Below are 17,994 nucleotides of genomic sequence, written 5' to 3' on the forward strand. Positions count from 1 at the left end.
CGCGCCCGGGGCGCGGGCCCTGTATGCCTTTGGGTATACGGGCCCGCGCCCCGGCTCGTTCTCCGGGTGCACGGCGGGCGCCGGTCCCGTGCCGATAATCAAGTGCATGTCCTCCCTGCCGCCCGATCCGCACCGCACTCCCCGGGACAGCACCGCGCCCGGACGCCGCTGGCTCGCCCGCACCGCGGAGGGATGCGTGGTGGTGCTCTACCTCGTGGCCGCCTCCACGAGCACCTTCGGTTTCTTCGACGAACTGCCCTCCGAGGTGAAGGCGGCCCTGGGGTGCGCCGCGGTGGCCCTCGTGCTCCTGCGCAGGAGGCTGCCGCTGATGGCGCTGCTCGGCCTGGCGGCCATCGCGGGCGCGCTGCCGACCGTCGGGCTGCTGACGGCGGTGGCCGCCTTCACCGTGGCCCGCCGGATCGAGGCCCCGCGCCACCGGGGCGGGATGCTGCTGACCTCGGCCGGCCTCCCGGTGGTCATCAGCGTGTACGGCACGACCGCCGCCGGCTACGGCAGCTGGCTGGTCGGCTTCACCCTGGGCGTGGTGGTCGCCGGCGTCGGCGTCCTGATCCCCGGCCTGGTCGGCAGCTCGGTCGGCCAGCAGGACCGGCTGGTCGTGGCCCTGCGCCACAGCGCCGCGGCGGCCGAGGAGGCCCGCCGGCTCGCCGACAACGCCTCCCGGGTCGAGGAGCGCGCGCGGATCGCGGCCGAGATGCACGATCTGGTCGGCCATCGGCTCAGCCTGATCTCGCTGCACAGCGGCGGCCTGGAGATGGCGCTGGCCGCCAAGGCGCCGGAGCTCAAGGACGACGCCACGCAGGTCCGGCTCGCGACCCGGGACGCGATGCAGGAACTGCGCGAAGTGCTGGGCGTACTGGGCCCGTTGGGCCGGGACACCGGCACCGGGGTGCTGACCGACGCGACCGGCACCCGCGCCGACATCGAGGCACTCGCCGAGGAGTCACGGGCCGTCGGCATTCCCGTCAACTTCGCCTGGGACGGCCCCGATCTGGCGGACCTGGAGCCGCGGGTACGGCGCGCCGTGCACCGCGTGGTCCGCGAGTCGCTCACCAACGTCCACCGCTACGCCACCGGCGCCACCGTCGAGCTGACCGTGACCCGCGCCGGCGGCCGCGTCGGGGTGCGGGTCCGCAACGGCGCGCCGCCCGCCCCGCCGGAGGCCACCACCGGCCTCGGCACCGGGCGCGGCCTGACCGGGCTGCGGGAGCGGGCGCGGCTGCTCGGCGGTGAACTGCGCGCGGAGCCCACCGCGGTCGGCGGGTTCCTCGTCGACGTGTCACTGCCCAGCCATCCCGACACCGCCGTCCCGGAGGACGGCACGGACGCCGCCGCGCCACGCGCCGACGACCTGGTGGCCGGGGCGTCCCGTTCCGGGGCGCTGCGCCATCTGCCGGGTGCGGCGGCCGCGTTGCTGGGCATCGCCGGCGTCGGCGCGATGCTGTTCTTCGGCATCTCCCTGGTGGAGAGCTCCCGGCCGGTCGCGGAAAGCGTGCCCGACCGTACGGTGCGCACCGGCATGACCAGGGAAGAGGTCCGGTCGGTGGTCGGATGGGGCAGCGACGTGGTCAGCGCGGCCGCGGCGGGCCGCGAGCCGCCCCGCCCGCCGGGGACCGACTGTCTCTTCCCGTACGAGACGCACCGCAAGCCCAAGGGGCTGGAGGTCACCCGGTACTGCTTCCGGGGCGACGTTTTGGTGAACAGCGCCACCTTCACGGTCCCGATGGCGCCGGCCGGCCCATGACCGGCCCGTCCAGGCATGGCCGTCCACCCACCCACCGCCCACGGAGCGCCCGATGACCGCCACGCCCCCCGAGAAGTCCCCGACGCCCGCACCGGCCGCCGACGGCCGGATCCGGGTGCTGCTCGCCGACGACGAGGAGATGATCCGGCACGGCGTCCGGCTGATCCTCCGGCACGCCGAGGACATCGACGTGGTCGCCGAGGCCCGCAACGGCGCGGAAGCCGTCGAACGGGCCGCCGCACAGCCGGTCGACGTCGTGCTGCTCGACATCCGGATGCCGGTGCTCGACGGCCTCGCCGCCGTGGCGCGGTTGGTGCGGCTCGACCCCAAGCCGCAGGTCGTCATGCTCACCACCTTCGGCGACGAGGAGAACGTCACCCGCGCCCTGCATGCCGGCGCCGGCGGCTTCCTGCTGAAGGACGAGGGGCCGCAGGAACTCATCAGCGCCGTACGGGCCGCGGCGGCCGGTGACGCGGTGCTCTCCCCCGGCGTCACCGGCCACGTCGTCAAACGGATGCTGCAGGGCGGCGGACTGATCGGGACGTCGTCCGCCACCGCCCCCGCCGACCAGCGGCTCGCCGCGCTGACCGGCCGCGAGCGCGAGGTGCTGGCGATGCTCGGCGCGGGACTGCCGAACCTGGAGATCGCCCGCCGCCTCGACATCGGGCTGGGCACCGTCAAAACGCATGTCGGCCGCATCCTGGAGAAGACCGGCACGGCCAGCCGGGTGCAGGCCGCGCTGCTGGCGCACCAGGCGGGGCTGGGCGGGGCAACGGGCGCGGCGGGGGCCTGATGGGCGGCACCGGGGCGGATGGCCCGGACGCTCGGCGGCGCCGGGCTTACCGGCCCGCCCACTCCTCGCGGGTCACCGCGTACTCCACATCGCCGTACTCCGCGCCCTCGATGTGGTCGGGCCACTCCTCGAAGAACGTGCGGACCTACCGCAGGCCCGTCTTCTCCATGACCCGCCGCGAGCGGGAGTTGACCGTCATCGTCGTCGCCGTGCAGGGCGGCCAGCGCCGCCCCGTCGTGCGCGGTGAACCCGCGCAACACCAGCCGCGCGGTCCGCACCGCGATCCCGCCGTCCTCCATCGCCGTCACCGTCCCGCTCCTTCCCCGCGCAGGCCGGACAACCGGGCCCGGGGCGGCCCCCCTGCGCGGCGTGACGGCATAGTAGGGCGCAGCCCCGCCGGGGGCATGACATTTATCGGCGGTCGGCAGCGGGCCGGCACGCACCAGGGGGAAGACGCACCATGCCATCCATACGCCGCTCCACCGCCGCTGCCGCGGTGCTCGCCGCGCTGCTCGCGGTCACCGCCACCGCCTGCGGCCCCGAGGACAACACCGCCGCTGCGGACGGTGGTTCGGCCGCCGCCGAGCAGCAGCACAAGGGCTCCGGCAGCGGCGAGGACGGCGGCAAGGACGGCGGCGGTCTGCTGCCGGACGGGATGCCGACCAGCCTCGACGACCTGAAGAAGTGGCAGGACGGCGGCTGGAAGAACTGGGACCGCTGGGCCCGCAAGGCAACCGACTTCGCCAACCCGATCATCAAGGACCACTGGAAGACGGACCGGCTGGCGAAGGCCGAGGCTGCCCCCGACATCGGCGTACGGGCCACCGGCGCGGGCAGTGAGTACGCCGCCACCGACCCCGAGCCGCGCCCGGTCACCGCGGAGCAGGTCGGACGGCCGTACCACCGGAACATGGCACCCGTCGGCAAGATCTTCTTCGACAGCCCGAAGGGGCCGATGGTCTGCTCCGGCACCATCGTCGAGGACCCGGCGCACCCGGGCAGGTCCAACCTGGTGTGGACGGCCGGGCACTGCGTGCACTCCGGCAAGCAGGGCGGCTGGATGCGCAACATCGTCTTCGTGCCGTCGTACAACGACAACGGCCTGCCCATGAACCAGGTCGGCAGCGCCCCCGCCCAAGAGGTCACGCCCTACGGCAGGTTCTGGGCCGACTGGATCACCACGTCCGGTGAGTGGATGAACATGGGCAGCACCGATTCCGGCAACGGCGGCTCCGCCTACGACTTCGCGGTGCTGCACGTGAAGCCGGAACGGGGTGGCGGCAAGTCGCTCCAGGAGACCGTGGGCGCCGCCGCGCAGGTCTGGTTCGGCGCACCGTCCGCCGACGGCATCAGCTCGCTGGACGCCTTCGGCTACCCCGCGGCGGCGCCGTACGACGGCGCCCGCATGATGAACTGCCCCGCTCGCCCCGGCCGCCTGACCATGCAGGAGGGCACGCCCGCCATGCACCGCATCGGCTGCACGATGACCGGCGGCACCTCCGGCGGTGGCTGGTTCGTCACCCGCGGCGGCAAGCTGACGCTGGTGTCCAACAGCTCGATCAGCTCCAACGCCCACACCTGGCTGGCCGGCCCCCATCTGGGCGCCGAGGCGCAGCGCGTCTTCAACGGCATCAGCCAGAAGTTCGCCAACGGGTGAACGAACCCGGTGCGGAGGTCCGGCGCGCCGTGCGCCGGCCCGCCGTTCCGCAGGGTCAGCCCGCCTCCCGCAGCCGCTCCGCCAGCCCCTTGACCGCGGCCATCGCCTGATGCTGCAACCCCGGGCCGAAGGTGATCCGGGACGCGCCCAGGGCCCCCAGCTCGCGCGGCGAGGGTCCGTCGGGCGTCCCCACCGCATTGACGGGGAGCCCGATGCCGGCGGCCAGTTCGGCCAGCAACGGGGGCGGGGCGAGGATCGGGTAGACGCAGTCGGCGCCCGCCTCGGCGTACAGCCGGCCACGCCGTATCGCCTCCTCCGCGCCCTCGACGCCTACCAGGAACGTGTCGATCCGGGCGTTGATCACCAGCGCGTCGCCCGCTTCGGCCCGTACCTGCGCCAGCCACTCCGCCTGCTCCCGCGCGTCCCGGAGGGCGCCGGACGCGTGGTCGCTGTCCTCCAGGTTGCAGCCCACCGCCCCCGCGTCCGAGAGCCGGCCCACCAACTCCTTCGCGGACAGCCCGTATCCGGCCTCCACATCCGCCGATACGGGCACGTCCACGGCCCGTACGATCCGCGCGACGGCCGCGAACATCTCGTCCGCCGGGGTCCGGCCGTCCTCGTAGCCGAGGGACGCCGCGACGCCCGCACTCGGCGTGGCGAGCGCCGGGAACCCGGCGTCGGCGAACACCTTCGCGCTGGCCGCGTCCCAGGGGCCCGGCAGGACCAGCGGCAGCTCCGGCCCGTGGTGCAGGGCGCGCAGCGCGGCCGCGGTCGCGGACACCGTGCTCACACCCGTCCCGGTGCCATGCGGGTGGCCACGCCGAAGCGGTTCCAGGCGTTGATGGTGGTGATCAGGGCGATCAGCTGTGCCAGTTCGGCGTCCTCGAAGGTCGCGGCGGCGCGGTCGTAGACGGCGTCGGGGACGAAGCCGTCGGTCAGGAGGGTGATCGCCTCGGTGAGGGCGAGAGCGGCCTGTTCCTGCTCCGTGTAGAAGCCGGCCGCCTCCTCCCAGGCATTGAGGAGGTAGATCCGCTCCTCGCTCTCGCCCGCCTTCCGTGCATCCTTGATATGCATATCGATACAGAACGCACAGTGATTGACCTGTGACGCACGGATCTTGACCAGCTCGACCAGCGCCGGGTCGAGTCCGCGCCGCGCCGCCGCGTCCAGTGCGGACATGGCCTTGAAAACCTCGGGCGCGAGCTTCGTCCAGTGCATCCGGGGCCCGTGGGTGTGCCGGGCTGTCTGAGTCGTCATGACAATGACGCTACGTCGTCAGTGGCGCAGCGGTATGGTCCACTTTCATGGACAATTCCTGGGCCACTTTCGGGCGGGATCTACACCTGGACCTCAGCGGTCCTGGAGGTCTGCGGGCGGCCCTGATGCGCGCGCTGCGCGAGGCCGTGCGGACCGGGCGGCTGGCTCCCGGCAGCCGGCTGCCCTCCTCCCGCTCGCTCGCCGCCGACCTCGGCATCGCCCGGAACACCGTCGCCGACGCCTACGCGGAACTGGTCGCCGAGGGCTGGCTCAGTGCCCGCCAGGGCTCCGGCACGCGCGTCGCCTGGGGGTACCGCCCGGACGGGGCCGGGGGAGCGTCGCCAGGCGCGCGTGCCACCCCGCCCGCCCGGCGGCGCCCCCCGGAGCAGGACCGCCGGCCCGACCAGCCGCGCTTCGACCTCACCCCCGGTACTCCCGACGTCTCCTCGTTCCCGCGCACCGCCTGGCTGGCCGCCGCCCGCCGCGCGCTGACCGCGGCCCCCCACGAGGTCTTCGGCTACGGCACAGCCGCTGGCCGTCCCGAACTGCGCACCGTCCTCGCCGACTATCTCGCCCGCGCCCGTGGCGTACGCGCCGACCCGGACCGCATCGTCGTCTGCGCCGGTTTCATGCAGGGGCTGGGACTGGTCAGCCGGGCGCTGCGGGGCGAGGGCGGTGGCCCGCCGAACTGGCCCGGTGAGGTCCGAGGCCGCACCGCGCAGGCTTCCCGGAACCCCCGCCGCCCCGGCGAGGACTGGCGTCAGGGCGACGGCCAACTGGCCGTGGAGTCCTATGGCCTCGGCTTCCACCGCACCGTCATCACCCGCGTCGGCCTGCGCACCGTCCCCCTCTCGGTGGACGAACGTGGCGCCCGCACCAGCGAGTTGTCGGCGCTCGACGACGTACGCGCGGCGCTCCTCACCCCCGCCCACCAGTTTCCGATGGGCGTTCCACTGCACCCCGACCGCCGCGCCGAAGCCGTCAACTGGGCGCGTGCCACAGGGGGTTACATCCTGGAGGACGACTACGACGGCGAGTTCCGCTACGACCGTCAGCCGGTCGGCGCACTCCAGGGCCTCGACCCCGATCACGTCGTCTACATGGGCACCGCCAGCAAGAGCCTCGCCCCCGGGCTGCGGCTGGCCTGGATGGTGCTGCCAGATCGTCTGGTCGACAAGGTGCTCGCCGTGAAGAGCACCGGCGAGTGGCAGTCCGGCTCGCTCGACCAGTTGACCCTCGCCGAGTTCCTCTCCTCCGGCGCGTACGACCGCCATCTGCGCACCATGCGCCTGCGCTACCGCCGCCGCCGCGACCAACTGGTGGCGGCCCTGACCGAACACGCCCCGCACGTCCGCATCTCCGGCATCGCCGCCGGCCTGCACGCCATCCTCGAACTACCGCCGGGCGCCGAACAGTCCACCCTCCAGACAGCCCACCGCCAGGGCCTGGCCGTCCACGGGCTGACCTTCTACACGGACCCGGCCGCCACCGCGGTCTCCCGCGATGCCCTGGTCGTCGGCTACGGGACCCCGCCCGACCACTCGTTCGCGAACGTGCTGGACGCGCTGGTGAGCGCGTTGCCTGCGCCGTAGAGCCGTAGAGCCGTAGAGCCGTAGAGCCGTAGCGTCGCTCGTCGCGATGACACAGCCCATTGTCAGAGCCCCGTGGAACACTCGCCGGCGTTGGTCGATCAAAGGGTCGATCAAGCCGAACGGGCAGTACGCCAAGGGGGATTTTTTTCATGGGTGTGAGCATCGGGTTCATCTGCGCGACGACGGAGGAGCTGGACAGGGCGGAGCGGGAGCCGAGTTGGGCCGATGAATACGTCGACGAGCTCTACGGCACCGACGACCTCTCGATGTCGGATCGCCCCGACGGCGGCCCGGACAAGGCGTGGGCCGGCCTGCAGTTCCTGCTCGACGAGACGGACGTGGACCTCGAGTTCCTGATGGACGGGTTCCAGATCCTGGAGGAAGGCACCCTGTTCGGGTGGACCGCGGAGCAGGTGAAGAGCGTCGCACGGCAACTGCGGGCGACCCCGTGGGAGAAGCTCGCGGCCCACTACGACCCGGAGCTGATGACGAAGCAAGACGTGTACCCCAACAGCTGGAGGTTCGACCCGGACGGCGAGCTGGAGTGGCTGGAGAGCTCCTACGAGGAACTCGTCGCCTTCTTCACCGAGGCGGCCAAGGGCGGGTACGGGGCCTTCATGACCTTCAGCTTCTAGCGCCGTCCGAGAGGGCGCGGACCGGCTGCGGCGCGGTGTCCCGACGCGGACGCCTGCGCCTGGCCGGGCGCACGCAAGCGGCGCTGTTGCCGAGTCGGCCGGAATCCGCGCCGGTGCGAAGGATTGTCGTTCGGGCCCGGCGGCCCGTGCTCCAGGTCTTCGTCGGGGACGCGACCGCGACGGTCCGCCCCTACGTCCTGTCCGTGGAAGGGGCCCGCTGGTGACCGGCCTTCGTCGTCTCCTGTGGGACGGCCCGGAGGGCAAGCCCGCCTATCTCTCGACGGACGGCGGCGACTGCCTGCTGTCCCGTCTGGCGGACGAGGTGGAACGAGAGCAGCTCGACACGGCGCGGGCCGTCGTTCGACTCGCCCGCGACATGTTGGACGGCGCGAAGCCCGCGGCGCCGGATGAAGTGCGGTTCGCGGCGACCAGGCTGATCGAGTGCCTCACGGACACGCTGCGGGTCGCCGAAGCCCGGGGCGAGGCCGGTCCGGTGCTGCCGGGCGATCATAGATCCCGTACGAAGGACACCCGGTCCAGGCCCGGCCCGTCGTAATCGCTGTGGACCGGGACGCCGTTGTCGAGCCGGTCGCCCGGCTCCATCCGGAAGCCCATGCGGGTGTGGAAGGCGATGGATGTGCGGTTCGCCGGGCTGGTGATGCAGCGGACCCGGCTGCGGCCGAGGTCGCGGGCCATGGCGAAAAACCGGCGGTAGAGGCCGCCGGCCCAGCCGTTCCCCCGGCCGTCCGGGGACACCGCGATGAAGTGGATGTACGCGGTTTCCGGGTCGGACGGGGAGAGGAAGCCGATGAGGAACGCGTGCACGGTGCCGTCGGCGCGTTCGACGAGATAGCTGGTGTCGGCGAAGTGCTGGAGGAACAACCGCGGTAGCAACAGCTGCCGTTGGAGCACACCGGCGGCGCCGCCCTGGCCACCCCACCAGTCGGCCAGGGCCGCCAGCAGACGCGGATGGTCCGAAACCGTGGGACGGCGCAGCGTCATCTCCCCGGGCAGTCGCTCCAGCACCGGTGTGCGCTCCGTCATGTCCTGGTCCTTCGGTCGGAGGGGCGGCGTACGGCCTGCGTATCGGAGCCGTAGGAGGCTCCTCGGAGCGAGCGTAAGCGTCGTAACTCCGCGTCTTCCAGGGGATTTGGCGGGCCCCTGCCGTGGCCCGCCCGGGGTGTAACCGGCTCAAGGGCGACGAAAACAGCACGCAGGCGGTGGAGTCGGAATCGTCCACGGCCCCTTGCCGGGGGCGCGCGGGTGCCCGTCTAGGCTGACCACCGCTCATACCAACTTCACGGGGGAAGGCGAGAAAATGGCCGAGAAGGCACGTCGACGGCTGCGGTCGAGCACGGTGATTCTGGGCGGCATGGGTGCGTTGGCCGCCGCCCTGACCTCCTGCGGCTCCGAGCCCGACAAGCGCTGCGTGGACCGCAACAGCTACGACACGATCAACGGCTACCGCATCGTCGACTCCAAGAACTGCTCCTCCGGCGGCAGCACGTCCGGCAGCAGTAGCGGGGGCTCGTACGGCAAGGGCGGTAAGAGCGGCGGGCTCGGGAAGCAGTCCGTCGACGGCCGCTGGTACTACGGGCCGGAGAACGCCGGTGGCCGGTACGCCGACGACGGCACATTCAGCAAGAGCCAGGCCGTAGACCGGGGCGGCTTCGGCTGCTCGGGTTCGAGCTCGGGCGGCTCGCACGGCCGCATCGGCGGCTGAGCGGGCTTCCCGGGCAATGCGACGGCACACCATCGACCCCCGCCCCGACTGGCAGCAGACCGTGGAGGCGCAGGGCCTGATCTACCCGCTCACCCGCTTCCCCGACGACTCCCTCCGCCCGTACTGGGACGAGAGCGCGTACTACGAGTTCTCGCTGCCCGAGGTCGAGGCGCTGGAGGAGGTCGTCGAGGAGCTGCACGGGATGTGCCTGGCCGCGGCCGCGCACATCGTGGAGCAAGACCGCTTCGCCGACCTCGGGATCGACGATCCCCGGCTGGCCGGCCTGGTCGCCGAGTCCTGGCGCCGGCGCGACGAACTGCCGTCCCTGTACGGGCGGTTCGACCTGCACTACGACGGCAGCGGTCCGGCCAAGATGCTGGAGTACAACGCCGATACGCCCACCTCGCTGGTCGAGGCCGCCAGCCCCCAGTGGTTCTGGATGGAGGAGCGGTTCCCCGGCGCAGACCAGTGGAACTCCCTGCACGAGCGGCTGGTGGCGGCGTGGAAGCGGCAGGCCCCGCTGCTGCCGCCGGGCGCGCCGCTGCACTTCGCGCACTCGTCCGGTGACGAGCTGGGCGAGGACCTGATGACCGTCGCCTACCTGGAGGAGACGGCGCAGCAGGCGGGCCTGGAGACCGTCGCGATCTCCATGGAGGACATCGGCTGGGACCGCCTCTCCGGCCGCTTCGTCGACCAGCGGCTGCGCTTCATGCGCGCCTGCTTCAAGCTGTATCCCTGGGAGTGGCTGGCCACCGACGGCTTCGGGCCGCAGGTCCTGGACACCCTCGACAACGGCGGCGGCACGGGCAGCACGCTCTGGATCGAGCCCGCCTGGAAGATGCTGCTCTCCAACAAGGCGCTGCTCGCCGTCCTGTGGGAGCTCTACCCGGGCCACCCGAACCTGCTGCCGGCCTATCTCGACGGGCCGCGCGAGCTGGCCCGCACCGGCGGCTACGCCACCAAACCGCTGCTCGGCCGTGAGGGCGCCGGTGTCACCCTGCACGAGCCGGGCGCGGAACCGGTGCTGCGCGGTCCCGACGACCCGTGCTGTTACCAGGAGTTGGCGCCGCTGCCGGACTTCGACGGCAACCGTGTGGTGCTCGGCGCGTGGGTCGTCGAGGACGAGGCGGCGGGGCTCGGCATCCGTGAGTCCTCGGGGCCGGTCACCGACGAGTACGCCCGCTTCCTGCCGCACGTGATCCTCTGAGCAGGCGGGGCGCCCGGGGCACCTGGGACGGGGCGCGCACCTGAGCCAGGCGCGGCGTCCGAGGCGGGGCGCATTCGCCCCGCCCATCGAACGGTGCGACGAACGGTGCAACGAGCGGCCGGGGCTTCGGCCCGCCGACCGCCCGTTGCGCATTGCGCCCCCCCGCCGGCTCCGGGCCGCGCTCGCGCCGCCCGGCGCGCCCTGCCGGGTTACGCGCCCAGCACCTCCCGCAGCTGCGTCAGTCCCCAGTCCAGATCCTCCTTGCTGATCACCAACGGCGGCGCGATCCGGATCGTCTGGCCGTGGGTGTCCTTGACCAGTACCCCGCGGGCCATCAGCTGCTCCGAGACGGCCCGGCCGCTGCCGCGCGACGGATTGATGTCGACCCCGGCCCACAGGCCGCGCCCGCGCACCGCGTCCACCGCGCCGCTGCCCACCAGCAGCCGCAGCTCACTGTGCAGATGTTCGCCCAGCTCCGTGGCGCGCTGCTGGACCTCACCGGACCGCAGCATCGCGATGACCTCCAGGGCCACCGCGCAGGCGAGCGGGTTCCCGCCGAACGTCGAGCCGTGCTCGCCCGGCGCGTAGACCCCCAGCACCGCGCGGGACGACACCACCGCCGAGACCGGCACCACGCCGCCGCCCAGGGCCTTGCCCAGCACGTACATGTCGGGGACCACGCCCTCGTGCTCGCAGGCGAACGTCCGCCCGGTGCGCCCGAGCCCGGACTGGATCTCGTCCGCGATGAACAGCACGTTCCGGCTGCGCGTCAGCTCCCGCACGCCCGGCAGATAGCCCGGCGGCGGCACCAGCACACCCGCCTCGCCCTGGATCGGCTCCAGCAGCACCGCGACGGTGTCCTCGTCCACCGCCGCCTCCAGGGCGGCCAGGTCGCCGTACGGGACGATCTCGAAGCCGGGGGTGTACGGACCGAAGTCGGCGCGCGCCTCGGCGTCCGTGGAGAACGAGACGATGGTCGTGGTCCGGCCGTGGAAATTGTTGTCCGCGACGACGATCTTCGCCCGGCCGTCCGGGACGCCCTTGACCTTGTAGCCCCACTTGCGTGCCGTCTTCACCGCCGTCTCGACGGCCTCCGCTCCGGTGTTCATCGGCAGGACCATGTCCATCGCGCACAGCTCGGCGAGCTGCGTGCAGAAGTCGGCGAACCGGTCGTGGTGGAAGGCGCGCGAGGTGAGGGTGACCCGCTCCAGCTGCGCCTTGGCGGCGTCGAGCAGGCGGCGGTTGCCGTGCCCGAAGTTGAGCGCGGAGTAGCCGGCGAGCATGTCCAGATAGCGCCGGCCCTCCACATCCGTCATCCAGGCGCCCTCGGCGGTGGCCACGACGACCGGAAGCGGGTGGTAGTTGTGCGCGCTGTGGGCTTCGGCGGCGGCGATGCTGCGTTCCGTGGACGACACCGGTGACTCCGTTCCGTAGACCTTGCGGGAGGCGAGCGGATTCGCGTCCCTTTCCATTGTCGCGCGGGTGGTTTGCGAAGAAACCTTTCGGCGATGGCGCTTCCCGCCCACCGTCGCGCGCGGGTTGTCTAGACTCGGCGGCGCACACCGCGACTGGCGTACGGGGAAGCAACCCCGAGGGAACGGTGTGCGGCCACCATCACGAGGTGCCGCCCCGCCTGGGCACCCCGGGACCGAGACCGGACCACCGATCGATCGCCCCGGAGGACGCCATGACGCTTCCCCTTTCCCATCCCGCGCTGACCGCCGCCGACCCCGAACTGGCCGCGCTCGTCGGCGCGGAGGAACAGCTCCAGGCCGACACGCTGCGGCTGATCCCCAGCGAGAACTACGTCTCCGCGGCCGTGCTGGAGGCCACCGGCACCGTCCTGCAGAACAAGTACAGCGAGGGGTACGCGGGCCGTCGCTACTACGAAGGCCAGCAGAACATCGACCGCGTCGAGACGCTGGCCGTGGAGCGCGCCAAGGCCGTCTTCGGCGTCGAGCACGCCAACGTCCAGCCGTACTCCGGCTCGCCCGCCAACCTCGCCGCCTACCTCGCCTTCGCCGACCCCGGCGACACCGTGCTGGGCATGTCGCTGCCGATGGGCGGCCACCTCACGCACGGCTGGGGCGTCTCGGCGACCGGCAAGTGGTTCCACGGCGTGCAGTACGGCGTACGCGCCGACACCGCCCGCATCGACTTCGACGAGGTGCGCGACCTCGCCCGCAAGGAACGCCCGAAGATCATTTTCTGCGGCGGTACGGCCGTGCCGCGCACCATCGACTTCGCCGCCTTCGGCGAGATCGCCCGCGAGGTCGACGCGGTCCTCGTCGCCGACATCGCGCACATCGCCGGGCTGATCGCGGGCGGCGCCCACCCCTCGCCCGTCCCGCACGCCGACGTCATCTCCACCACCACCCACAAGACACTGCGCGGCCCGCGCGGCGCCATGCTGATGTCCCGCGCCTCGCACGCCAAGGCCATCGACAAGGCAGTCTTCCCCGGCCTCCAGGGCGGCCCGCACAACCACACCACCGCCGCCATCGCGGTCGCCCTGCACGAGGCGGCCGCGCCCTCCTTCCGGGACTACGCCCACGCCGTCGTCGCCAACGCCAAGGCGCTCGCCGAGGCGCTGCTGGCCCGCGGCTTCGACCTGGTCTCCGGCGGCACGGACAACCACCTCGTGCTGATCGACCTCACGTCCAAGGACGTGCCGGGCAAGGTCGCCGCGAAGGCGCTGGACCGGGCCGGCATCGTCGTGAACTACAACACCGTCCCCTTCGACCCCCGCAAGCCCTTCGACCCGTCCGGCATCAGGATCGGCACGCCCTCGCTGACGTCCCGGGGCCTGGGCGCCGACCGCATGGCGCTGGTCGCGGAGTGGATCGACCGCGCGGTGACGGCGGCCCACGCCGGCGACGAGGAAGCCCTCGCCGTCATCAGGGGCGAGGTCACCGAGCTGATGGCGAGCTACCCGGCACCGGGACTGCCGACCGCCTGACGTACCGCGGAGGGGTCCGCCGGTCGCCCGGCGGGCCCCTCCGAACGCCGGCTCCGCCCGCTTCGCGGACCACGCGGCGGGGCCGCCCGCGGACCTGAGACAATCGGTGCCATGGCTCTCGATCGTCCGCGTGTGCTCTCCGGTATTCAGCCCACCGCCGGCTCCTTCCACCTCGGCAACTACCTCGGCGCGGTGCGCCAGTGGGTGGCCCTGCAGGAGTCCCACGACGCCTTCTACATGGTGGTCGACCTCCACGCGATCACCGTTCCCCAGGACCCCGCGGAGCTGCGCCGCAACACCCGCGTCGCCGCGGCCCAGCTGCTGGCCGCCGGCCTCGACCCGGAGCGGTGCACGCTCTTCGTCCAGAGCCATGTGCCCGAGCACGCACAGCTCGGCTGGGTCATGAACTGCGTGACCGGCTTCGGCGAGGCGTCGCGGATGACCCAGTTCAAGGACAAGTCGGCGAAGCAGGGCACGGACCGCACGACGGTCGGCCTGTTCACCTACCCCGTGCTGATGGTCGCCGACATCCTGCTCTACCAGGCCAACCAGGTCCCGGTCGGCGAGGACCAGCGCCAGCACCTGGAACTGACCCGCGATCTCGCGGACCGTTTCAACAGCCGCTACGGCGATACCTTCACGATCCCCAACCCGTACATCGTCAAGGAGACGGCGAAGATCTTCGATCTTCAGGACCCGTCGATCAAGATGAGCAAGTCGGCGTCCTCGCCGAAGGGCATCATCGACCTCCTCGACGAGCCGAAGGCCACCGCCAAGAAGATCAAGAGCGCCGTGACGGACACCGACACGGTGATCCGTTTCGACCGCGAGGCGAAGCCGGGAGTCAGCAACCTCCTGACGATCCTCTCCACGCTCACCGGTACGGCCGTCCCGGACCTGGAGAGCGCGTACGAGGGCAAGGGATACGGCGCTCTCAAGACCGATCTCGCCGATGTGATGGTCGATTTCGTCACACCCTTCCGGGACCGTACGCAGGAATATCTGGACGACCCCGAGACGCTGGACTCGATCCTGGCCAAGGGTGCGGAGAAGGCCCGCGCGGTGGCCGCCGAGACCCTCGCCACCACGTATGACCGGCTCGGATTGCTGTCGGCGAAGCACTGACGCGGCGCCCCGCGAGGCCGGTTCCGACCGGCCTGGCGGGCGGCCGGGGGACCTCGCGTCCACGCGCGAAGGCCCGAGGTCCTGGTTATAACAGGACTGATGACGCTCCCCGCCCGGGGCGCGCACCCGGCACACTGATAGCGGCGCCCTTCAGCGCCGCAGAAACATCCGGAGGGAGAACGCAGTGGGGACCGTAACGCTGGGCGTTTCGATCGCGGTCCCGGAGCCTTACGGAAGCTTCCTGCAGAGGAAGCGCGAGGGCTTCGGGGACCCTGCCGCGCACGGCATCCCCACGCACATCACCCTTCTCCCGCCGACGGAGGTCCCGGCCGAGGCGCTGCCCGGCATCGAGCGCTACCTCGCCGAGGTCGCGGCGTCCTTCCGTCCCTTCCCGCTCCGGCTGGAGGGCACCGACACCTTCCGGCCGCTGTCGCCGGTCGTCTTCGTGAAGCTCGTCGAGGGAGAGGCGGCCTGCACCGCGCTGCAGGCCCGGATTCGCGCCGCGTCCGGCCCGTGCGCCCGTGAACTGCAGTTCCCATATCACCCGCACGTCACGGTCGCCCACGGCATCGGCGAGGAGGCGATGGACCGCGCCCAGACCGAGCTCAGGGACTTCTCCGCCACGTGGACGATCGGCGGGTTCGCGCTCTACGAACAGGGCGCGGACGCGGTGTGGCGGCTGGAGCGGGAGTACCCCTTCGGCCCGCAGACGGCCGGCGTGCCGCGCCAGGCCGCCGACCTCTCCCGGCCGCCGGCCCCTTCCTGCTAGATCCCGCTCCTCCTCAGGGGGCCGTCATCGTGGCCGCCCCCTAGCCCGGACCTCACATCGGCAGCCGGCGGAACACCGCACGCGGCGCATGCCGCAGCGCCGACATCACATAGCGCAGCGCGCCCGGCACCCACACGATCTCCGTACGCCGCCGCAGCCCCTCCTCGACCGCCTCGGCGACCGCCTCCGGCGTCGTCGCCAGGGGCGCCGCAGCCAGCCCGGCCGTCATCTTGGTGCGGACGAAGCCGGGCCTGACGACCATGACGTGGACGCCGCTGCCGTGCAGAGAGTCGCCCAGGCCCTGGGCGAAGGCGTCCAGGCCGGCCTTGCTGGAGCCGTAGATGAAGTTCGAGCGGCGTGCCCGCTCGCCGGCCACAGAGGACAGCACGACCAGCGAGCCGTGGCCCTGGCTCCGCAGTGCCTGGCCGCAGATCAGGGCCGCGGAGAGCGCGCCGGTGTAGTTGGTCCGGACGACCTTGAGGGCCTGCGCGGAGTCGTTCTCGTCGCGGGCCTGGTCGCCGAGCACCCCGAACGCCAGCAGCACCATGTCGATGTCCCCGTCGGCGAAGATCTTGCCGAGGGTCTCTTCGTGCCGGTCGGTGTCCAGCGCGTCGAACGGGACCGTACGGACGTCGGCGCCCAGGTCCCGCAGCCGGTCGGCGGACTCCTCCAGCGCGGGGGAGGGCCGGCCGGCCAGCCAGATGGTGCGGGTGCGGCGGGCGGCAAGGCGGGCGGCGGTGGCCAGCCCGATCTCGGAGGTGCCGCCGAGGACGAGCAGGGACTGGGGGGTGCCGAAAGCGTCTTTCATGACAGGTGCGTCCTTCATATGGGCGGGACGGATGTGATCGGGGAGATGCGCGGGACGGGACACGGCGGGCGGGGCCCGTCGGGGCGGCGCCCTCCGGGAGGCACTTCGCGGACACGCCCTAGAGGCCGAGCCGGCGGGCGAGGTCGGAGGTGAAGACCCCGCGCGGGTCCAGCTCGGCGCGCAGCGCGCGGAAGGCGGGCAGCTCGGCGTACATCGCGGACAGCAGCTCGGGGCGCAGCCGCGAGTCCTTCGCCAGGTAGACCCGCCCGCCCGCCGCCGCGACCTGCTCGTCCAGCTCGTCGAGGAACGCGCCCAGGCCCGGCAGTCCGGCGGGGATGTCCAGGGCCAGGGTCCACCCCTCGGTGGGGAAGGACAGCCAGCCGGGCCCGGCGGGACCGAAGCGCTTGAGCACGGCGAGGAAGGACGGGCACCTGCGGTCCGCGATGCGGTGCACGATGCGGCGCAGCGTCTCCTCCTGCCCGTGCCCCACCACGAACTGGTACTGGACGAAGCCGCCGCGTCCGTAGATCCGGTTCCAGTGCGGTACGCCGTCCAGCGGATGGAAGAACGCCGACAGGCTCTGCAGCTCGCCGGTGCGACGGCGGGGCGCCTTGCGGTACCAGAGCTCGTTGAAGAGGGCCACCGCCGGGCGGCTGAGCAGGCCCTCCGGCAGATGGCGCGGTGCGGCCGGCAGCCGGCCGGGCCGGAAGGCGAGCGGGTCGCGCCGCGCGCGGGCGCCCAGGGCCTCGGCCGGGGCGTGGTCGCCACGGGTGAGCACCGCGCGGCCCAGCGCCCGGCCGCGGGCGAGCAGGTCGATCCAGGCGACGGAGTAGCGGTAGCGGTGGTCGGTGGCCGTCAGCCGGGACATCAGGTCGTCCAGGTCCGTGGCGCGCTCGGTGTCGACACTCATCAACGAGGTCTCCACCGGCAGGAGTTGGATGACCGCCCCGAGGATGATGCCGGTCAGGCCCATGCCGCCCGCGGTGGCGTCGAACAGGTCGCTGCCGGGGACGACGGTGCGGACCTCGCCGTCCGCGGTGAGCAGCTCCAGGGACCGTACGTGCCGGGCGAACGAGCCCGAGCCGTGATGGTTCTTGCCGTGGATGTCGGCGCCGATCGCCCCGCCGACCGTCACATAGCGGGTGCCGGGCGTCACCGGTACGAACCAGCCGAGCGGCAGCAGCACCTGCATCAGACGGTGCAGGCTCACACCCGCGTCGCACGTCACCACGCCCGCCTCGGCGTCGATGCCGCGGATCCGGTCCAGCCCGGTCATGTCCCAGACGGTGCCCCCGGCGTTCTGCGCGGCATCGCCGTACGCCCGGCCGAGCCCGCGCGCGATACCGCCGCGCGGCCCGCACTCCCGCACCGCGGTCACGGCGTCCGCCGCCGAGCCGGGACGGACCAGGCGGGCGGCGGTGGGGGCGGTCCGGCCCCAGCCGGTGACGGAGCCGATGGGGCCGGCCACGGGGTCGGCGGAGCCGTCCGGGTCATCCGAGGCGGCGGCCGGTGCGACGGAGCCGGCCGGGACGGTGGGGGACGGGGGCGCGGAGGTCGCGTCAGGCGGCATGCCATCGACCGTAGTGCCGGTTATCCGGCGATCAGTGGCTATTGCTCCCGCCTGGGCCAGCTCCTCGCCGAAAAGAGTGATTAATGGTGTGTCTGGGCTAATCGCGAGGAAAGTCTGCCTCCGGGCAGTGAGAGTCG

Annotated in this window: 17 protein-coding genes and 1 pseudogene; 11 read left to right on the forward strand and 7 right to left on the reverse strand. The window is 72.4% G+C overall.

Annotated features, from left to right (window positions below; all coding sequences use genetic code 11):
- The first annotated feature begins 106 nt into the window (after positions 1 to 106).
- Positions 107 to 1,762: a sensor histidine kinase gene (locus ACH4FH_RS10620; protein WP_398555401.1), complete on the forward strand. Its 1,656-nt coding sequence runs from the start codon at positions 107 to 109 to the stop codon at positions 1,760 to 1,762.
- A 52-nt stretch (positions 1,763 to 1,814) separates the two neighbouring features.
- Positions 1,815 to 2,555 carry a response regulator gene (locus tag ACH4FH_RS10625; protein ID WP_398555402.1) on the forward strand — a complete coding sequence of 247 codons (741 nt, stop codon included), beginning with the start codon at positions 1,815 to 1,817 and terminating at the stop codon, positions 2,553 to 2,555.
- A 46-nt stretch (positions 2,556 to 2,601) separates the two neighbouring features.
- On the opposite strand, the pseudogene ACH4FH_RS10630 reads toward ACH4FH_RS10625, so the two are convergent.
- Positions 2,602 to 2,766: pseudogene (locus ACH4FH_RS10630) on the reverse strand (GNAT family N-acetyltransferase); the annotation flags it as partial.
- Between the two features lie 249 nt (positions 2,767 to 3,015).
- Between ACH4FH_RS10630 and ACH4FH_RS10635 the strand changes: the two are divergent.
- Positions 3,016 to 4,212, forward strand: coding sequence for a trypsin-like serine peptidase (locus ACH4FH_RS10635; RefSeq protein ID WP_398555403.1), 1,197 nt, complete (start codon positions 3,016 to 3,018; stop codon positions 4,210 to 4,212).
- A 55-nt stretch (positions 4,213 to 4,267) separates the two neighbouring features.
- Here ACH4FH_RS10635 and ACH4FH_RS10640 read toward each other — a convergent pair whose 3' ends face one another.
- A complete protein-coding gene (locus ACH4FH_RS10640; protein ID WP_398555404.1) occupies positions 4,268 to 5,002 on the reverse strand; it encodes an isocitrate lyase/phosphoenolpyruvate mutase family protein in 735 nt (244 codons plus the stop codon).
- Positions 4,999 to 5,469: a carboxymuconolactone decarboxylase family protein gene (locus ACH4FH_RS10645; RefSeq protein WP_398555405.1), complete on the reverse strand. Its 471-nt coding sequence runs from the start codon at positions 5,467 to 5,469 to the stop codon at positions 4,999 to 5,001. The genes ACH4FH_RS10640 and ACH4FH_RS10645 overlap by 4 nt, the downstream gene beginning before the upstream one ends.
- 47 nt (positions 5,470 to 5,516) lie before the next feature.
- Here ACH4FH_RS10645 and ACH4FH_RS10650 point away from each other — a divergent pair, with 47 nt between their 5' ends.
- The 3 genes from ACH4FH_RS10650 (at position 5,517) to ACH4FH_RS10660 (ending at position 8,252) form a co-directional block, all read left to right on the forward strand.
- Positions 5,517 to 7,061 carry a PLP-dependent aminotransferase family protein gene (locus tag ACH4FH_RS10650; RefSeq protein WP_398555406.1) on the forward strand — a complete coding sequence of 515 codons (1,545 nt, stop codon included), beginning with the start codon at positions 5,517 to 5,519 and terminating at the stop codon, positions 7,059 to 7,061.
- 149 nt (positions 7,062 to 7,210) lie between these two features.
- Positions 7,211 to 7,696, forward strand: coding sequence for a YfbM family protein (locus ACH4FH_RS10655; RefSeq protein WP_398555407.1), 486 nt, complete (start codon positions 7,211 to 7,213; stop codon positions 7,694 to 7,696).
- Positions 7,697 to 7,916: 220 nt separating this feature from the next.
- Positions 7,917 to 8,252: a hypothetical protein gene (locus tag ACH4FH_RS10660; protein WP_398555408.1), complete on the forward strand. Its 336-nt coding sequence runs from the start codon at positions 7,917 to 7,919 to the stop codon at positions 8,250 to 8,252.
- On the opposite strand, the gene ACH4FH_RS10665 is transcribed toward ACH4FH_RS10660, so the two are convergent.
- Positions 8,204 to 8,740, reverse strand: coding sequence for a GNAT family N-acetyltransferase (locus ACH4FH_RS10665; protein WP_398555409.1), 537 nt, complete (start codon positions 8,738 to 8,740; stop codon positions 8,204 to 8,206). The two genes, ACH4FH_RS10660 and ACH4FH_RS10665, sit on opposite strands and share 49 nt — an antisense overlap.
- A 274-nt stretch (positions 8,741 to 9,014) precedes the next feature.
- Here ACH4FH_RS10665 and ACH4FH_RS10670 point away from each other — a divergent pair, with 274 nt between their 5' ends.
- Positions 9,015 to 9,419, forward strand: coding sequence for a hypothetical protein (locus ACH4FH_RS10670; protein WP_398555410.1), 405 nt, complete (start codon positions 9,015 to 9,017; stop codon positions 9,417 to 9,419).
- Positions 9,420 to 9,435: 16 nt separating this feature from the next.
- Positions 9,436 to 10,626, forward strand: coding sequence for a glutathionylspermidine synthase family protein (locus ACH4FH_RS10675; RefSeq protein WP_398555411.1), 1,191 nt, complete (start codon positions 9,436 to 9,438; stop codon positions 10,624 to 10,626).
- Between the two features lie 209 nt (positions 10,627 to 10,835).
- Here the strand turns inward: ACH4FH_RS10675 and rocD are convergent, their stop codons facing one another.
- Positions 10,836 to 12,041, reverse strand: coding sequence for an ornithine--oxo-acid transaminase (gene rocD, locus ACH4FH_RS10680; RefSeq protein ID WP_398555641.1), 1,206 nt, complete (start codon positions 12,039 to 12,041; stop codon positions 10,836 to 10,838).
- Between the two features lie 272 nt (positions 12,042 to 12,313).
- Here rocD and glyA point away from each other — a divergent pair, with 272 nt between their 5' ends.
- The 3 genes from glyA to ACH4FH_RS10695 all read left to right on the forward strand — a co-directional run bounded on the left by glyA (position 12,314) and on the right by ACH4FH_RS10695 (position 15,479).
- Entirely contained in the window at positions 12,314 to 13,585 is a 1,272-nt protein-coding gene (gene glyA, locus ACH4FH_RS10685) for a serine hydroxymethyltransferase (RefSeq protein WP_398555412.1), read from the forward strand.
- A 111-nt stretch (positions 13,586 to 13,696) separates the two neighbouring features.
- The gene (gene trpS / locus ACH4FH_RS10690) at positions 13,697 to 14,710 is read left to right on the forward strand and encodes a tryptophan--tRNA ligase (protein WP_398555413.1); all 1,014 of its coding nucleotides are present in this window, start codon (positions 13,697 to 13,699) and stop codon (positions 14,708 to 14,710) included.
- Between the two features lie 184 nt (positions 14,711 to 14,894).
- Positions 14,895 to 15,479: a 2'-5' RNA ligase family protein gene (locus ACH4FH_RS10695; RefSeq protein WP_398555414.1), complete on the forward strand. Its 585-nt coding sequence runs from the start codon at positions 14,895 to 14,897 to the stop codon at positions 15,477 to 15,479.
- Between the two features lie 52 nt (positions 15,480 to 15,531).
- On the opposite strand, the gene ACH4FH_RS10700 is transcribed toward ACH4FH_RS10695, so the two are convergent.
- Both ACH4FH_RS10700 and ACH4FH_RS10705 read right to left on the reverse strand, forming a co-directional pair.
- The gene (locus tag ACH4FH_RS10700; RefSeq protein WP_398555415.1) at positions 15,532 to 16,287 is read right to left on the reverse strand and encodes a decaprenylphospho-beta-D-erythro-pentofuranosid-2-ulose 2-reductase; all 756 of its coding nucleotides are present in this window, start codon (positions 16,285 to 16,287) and stop codon (positions 15,532 to 15,534) included.
- A 118-nt stretch (positions 16,288 to 16,405) separates the two neighbouring features.
- Complete coding sequence (locus ACH4FH_RS10705) at positions 16,406 to 17,857, reverse strand: FAD-binding protein (protein ID WP_398555416.1); 1,452 nt, start codon at positions 17,855 to 17,857, stop codon at positions 16,406 to 16,408.
- Positions 17,858 to 17,994 lie beyond the last annotated feature (137 nt).

The sequence above is a fragment of the Streptomyces sp. NPDC017993 genome, from assembly GCF_044328065.1.
GTDB lineage: Bacteria > Actinomycetota > Actinomycetes > Streptomycetales > Streptomycetaceae > Streptomyces.

What these genes read in the sequence shown, in the direction of transcription:
- ACH4FH_RS10620 (WP_398555401.1), top strand. Translation starts at nt 107, where the DNA reads ATGTCCTCCCTGCCGCCCGATCCGCACCGCACTCCCCGGGACAGCACC.
- ACH4FH_RS10625 (WP_398555402.1), top strand. Translation starts at nt 1,815, where the DNA reads ATGACCGCCACGCCCCCCGAGAAGTCCCCGACGCCCGCACCGGCCGCC.
- ACH4FH_RS10635 (WP_398555403.1), top strand. Translation starts at nt 3,016, where the DNA reads ATGCCATCCATACGCCGCTCCACCGCCGCTGCCGCGGTGCTCGCCGCG.
- ACH4FH_RS10645 (WP_398555405.1), bottom strand. Translation starts at nt 5,469, where the DNA reads ATGACGACTCAGACAGCCCGGCACACCCACGGGCCCCGGATGCACTGG.
- ACH4FH_RS10650 (WP_398555406.1), top strand. Translation starts at nt 5,517, where the DNA reads ATGGACAATTCCTGGGCCACTTTCGGGCGGGATCTACACCTGGACCTC.
- ACH4FH_RS10655 (WP_398555407.1), top strand. Translation starts at nt 7,211, where the DNA reads ATGGGTGTGAGCATCGGGTTCATCTGCGCGACGACGGAGGAGCTGGAC.
- ACH4FH_RS10665 (WP_398555409.1), bottom strand. Translation starts at nt 8,740, where the DNA reads ATGACGGAGCGCACACCGGTGCTGGAGCGACTGCCCGGGGAGATGACG.
- ACH4FH_RS10670 (WP_398555410.1), top strand. Translation starts at nt 9,015, where the DNA reads ATGGCCGAGAAGGCACGTCGACGGCTGCGGTCGAGCACGGTGATTCTG.
- ACH4FH_RS10675 (WP_398555411.1), top strand. Translation starts at nt 9,436, where the DNA reads ATGCGACGGCACACCATCGACCCCCGCCCCGACTGGCAGCAGACCGTG.
- glyA (WP_398555412.1), top strand. Translation starts at nt 12,314, where the DNA reads ATGACGCTTCCCCTTTCCCATCCCGCGCTGACCGCCGCCGACCCCGAA.
- trpS (WP_398555413.1), top strand. Translation starts at nt 13,697, where the DNA reads ATGGCTCTCGATCGTCCGCGTGTGCTCTCCGGTATTCAGCCCACCGCC.
- ACH4FH_RS10700 (WP_398555415.1), bottom strand. Translation starts at nt 16,287, where the DNA reads ATGAAAGACGCTTTCGGCACCCCCCAGTCCCTGCTCGTCCTCGGCGGC.
- ACH4FH_RS10705 (WP_398555416.1), bottom strand. Translation starts at nt 17,857, where the DNA reads ATGCCGCCTGACGCGACCTCCGCGCCCCCGTCCCCCACCGTCCCGGCC.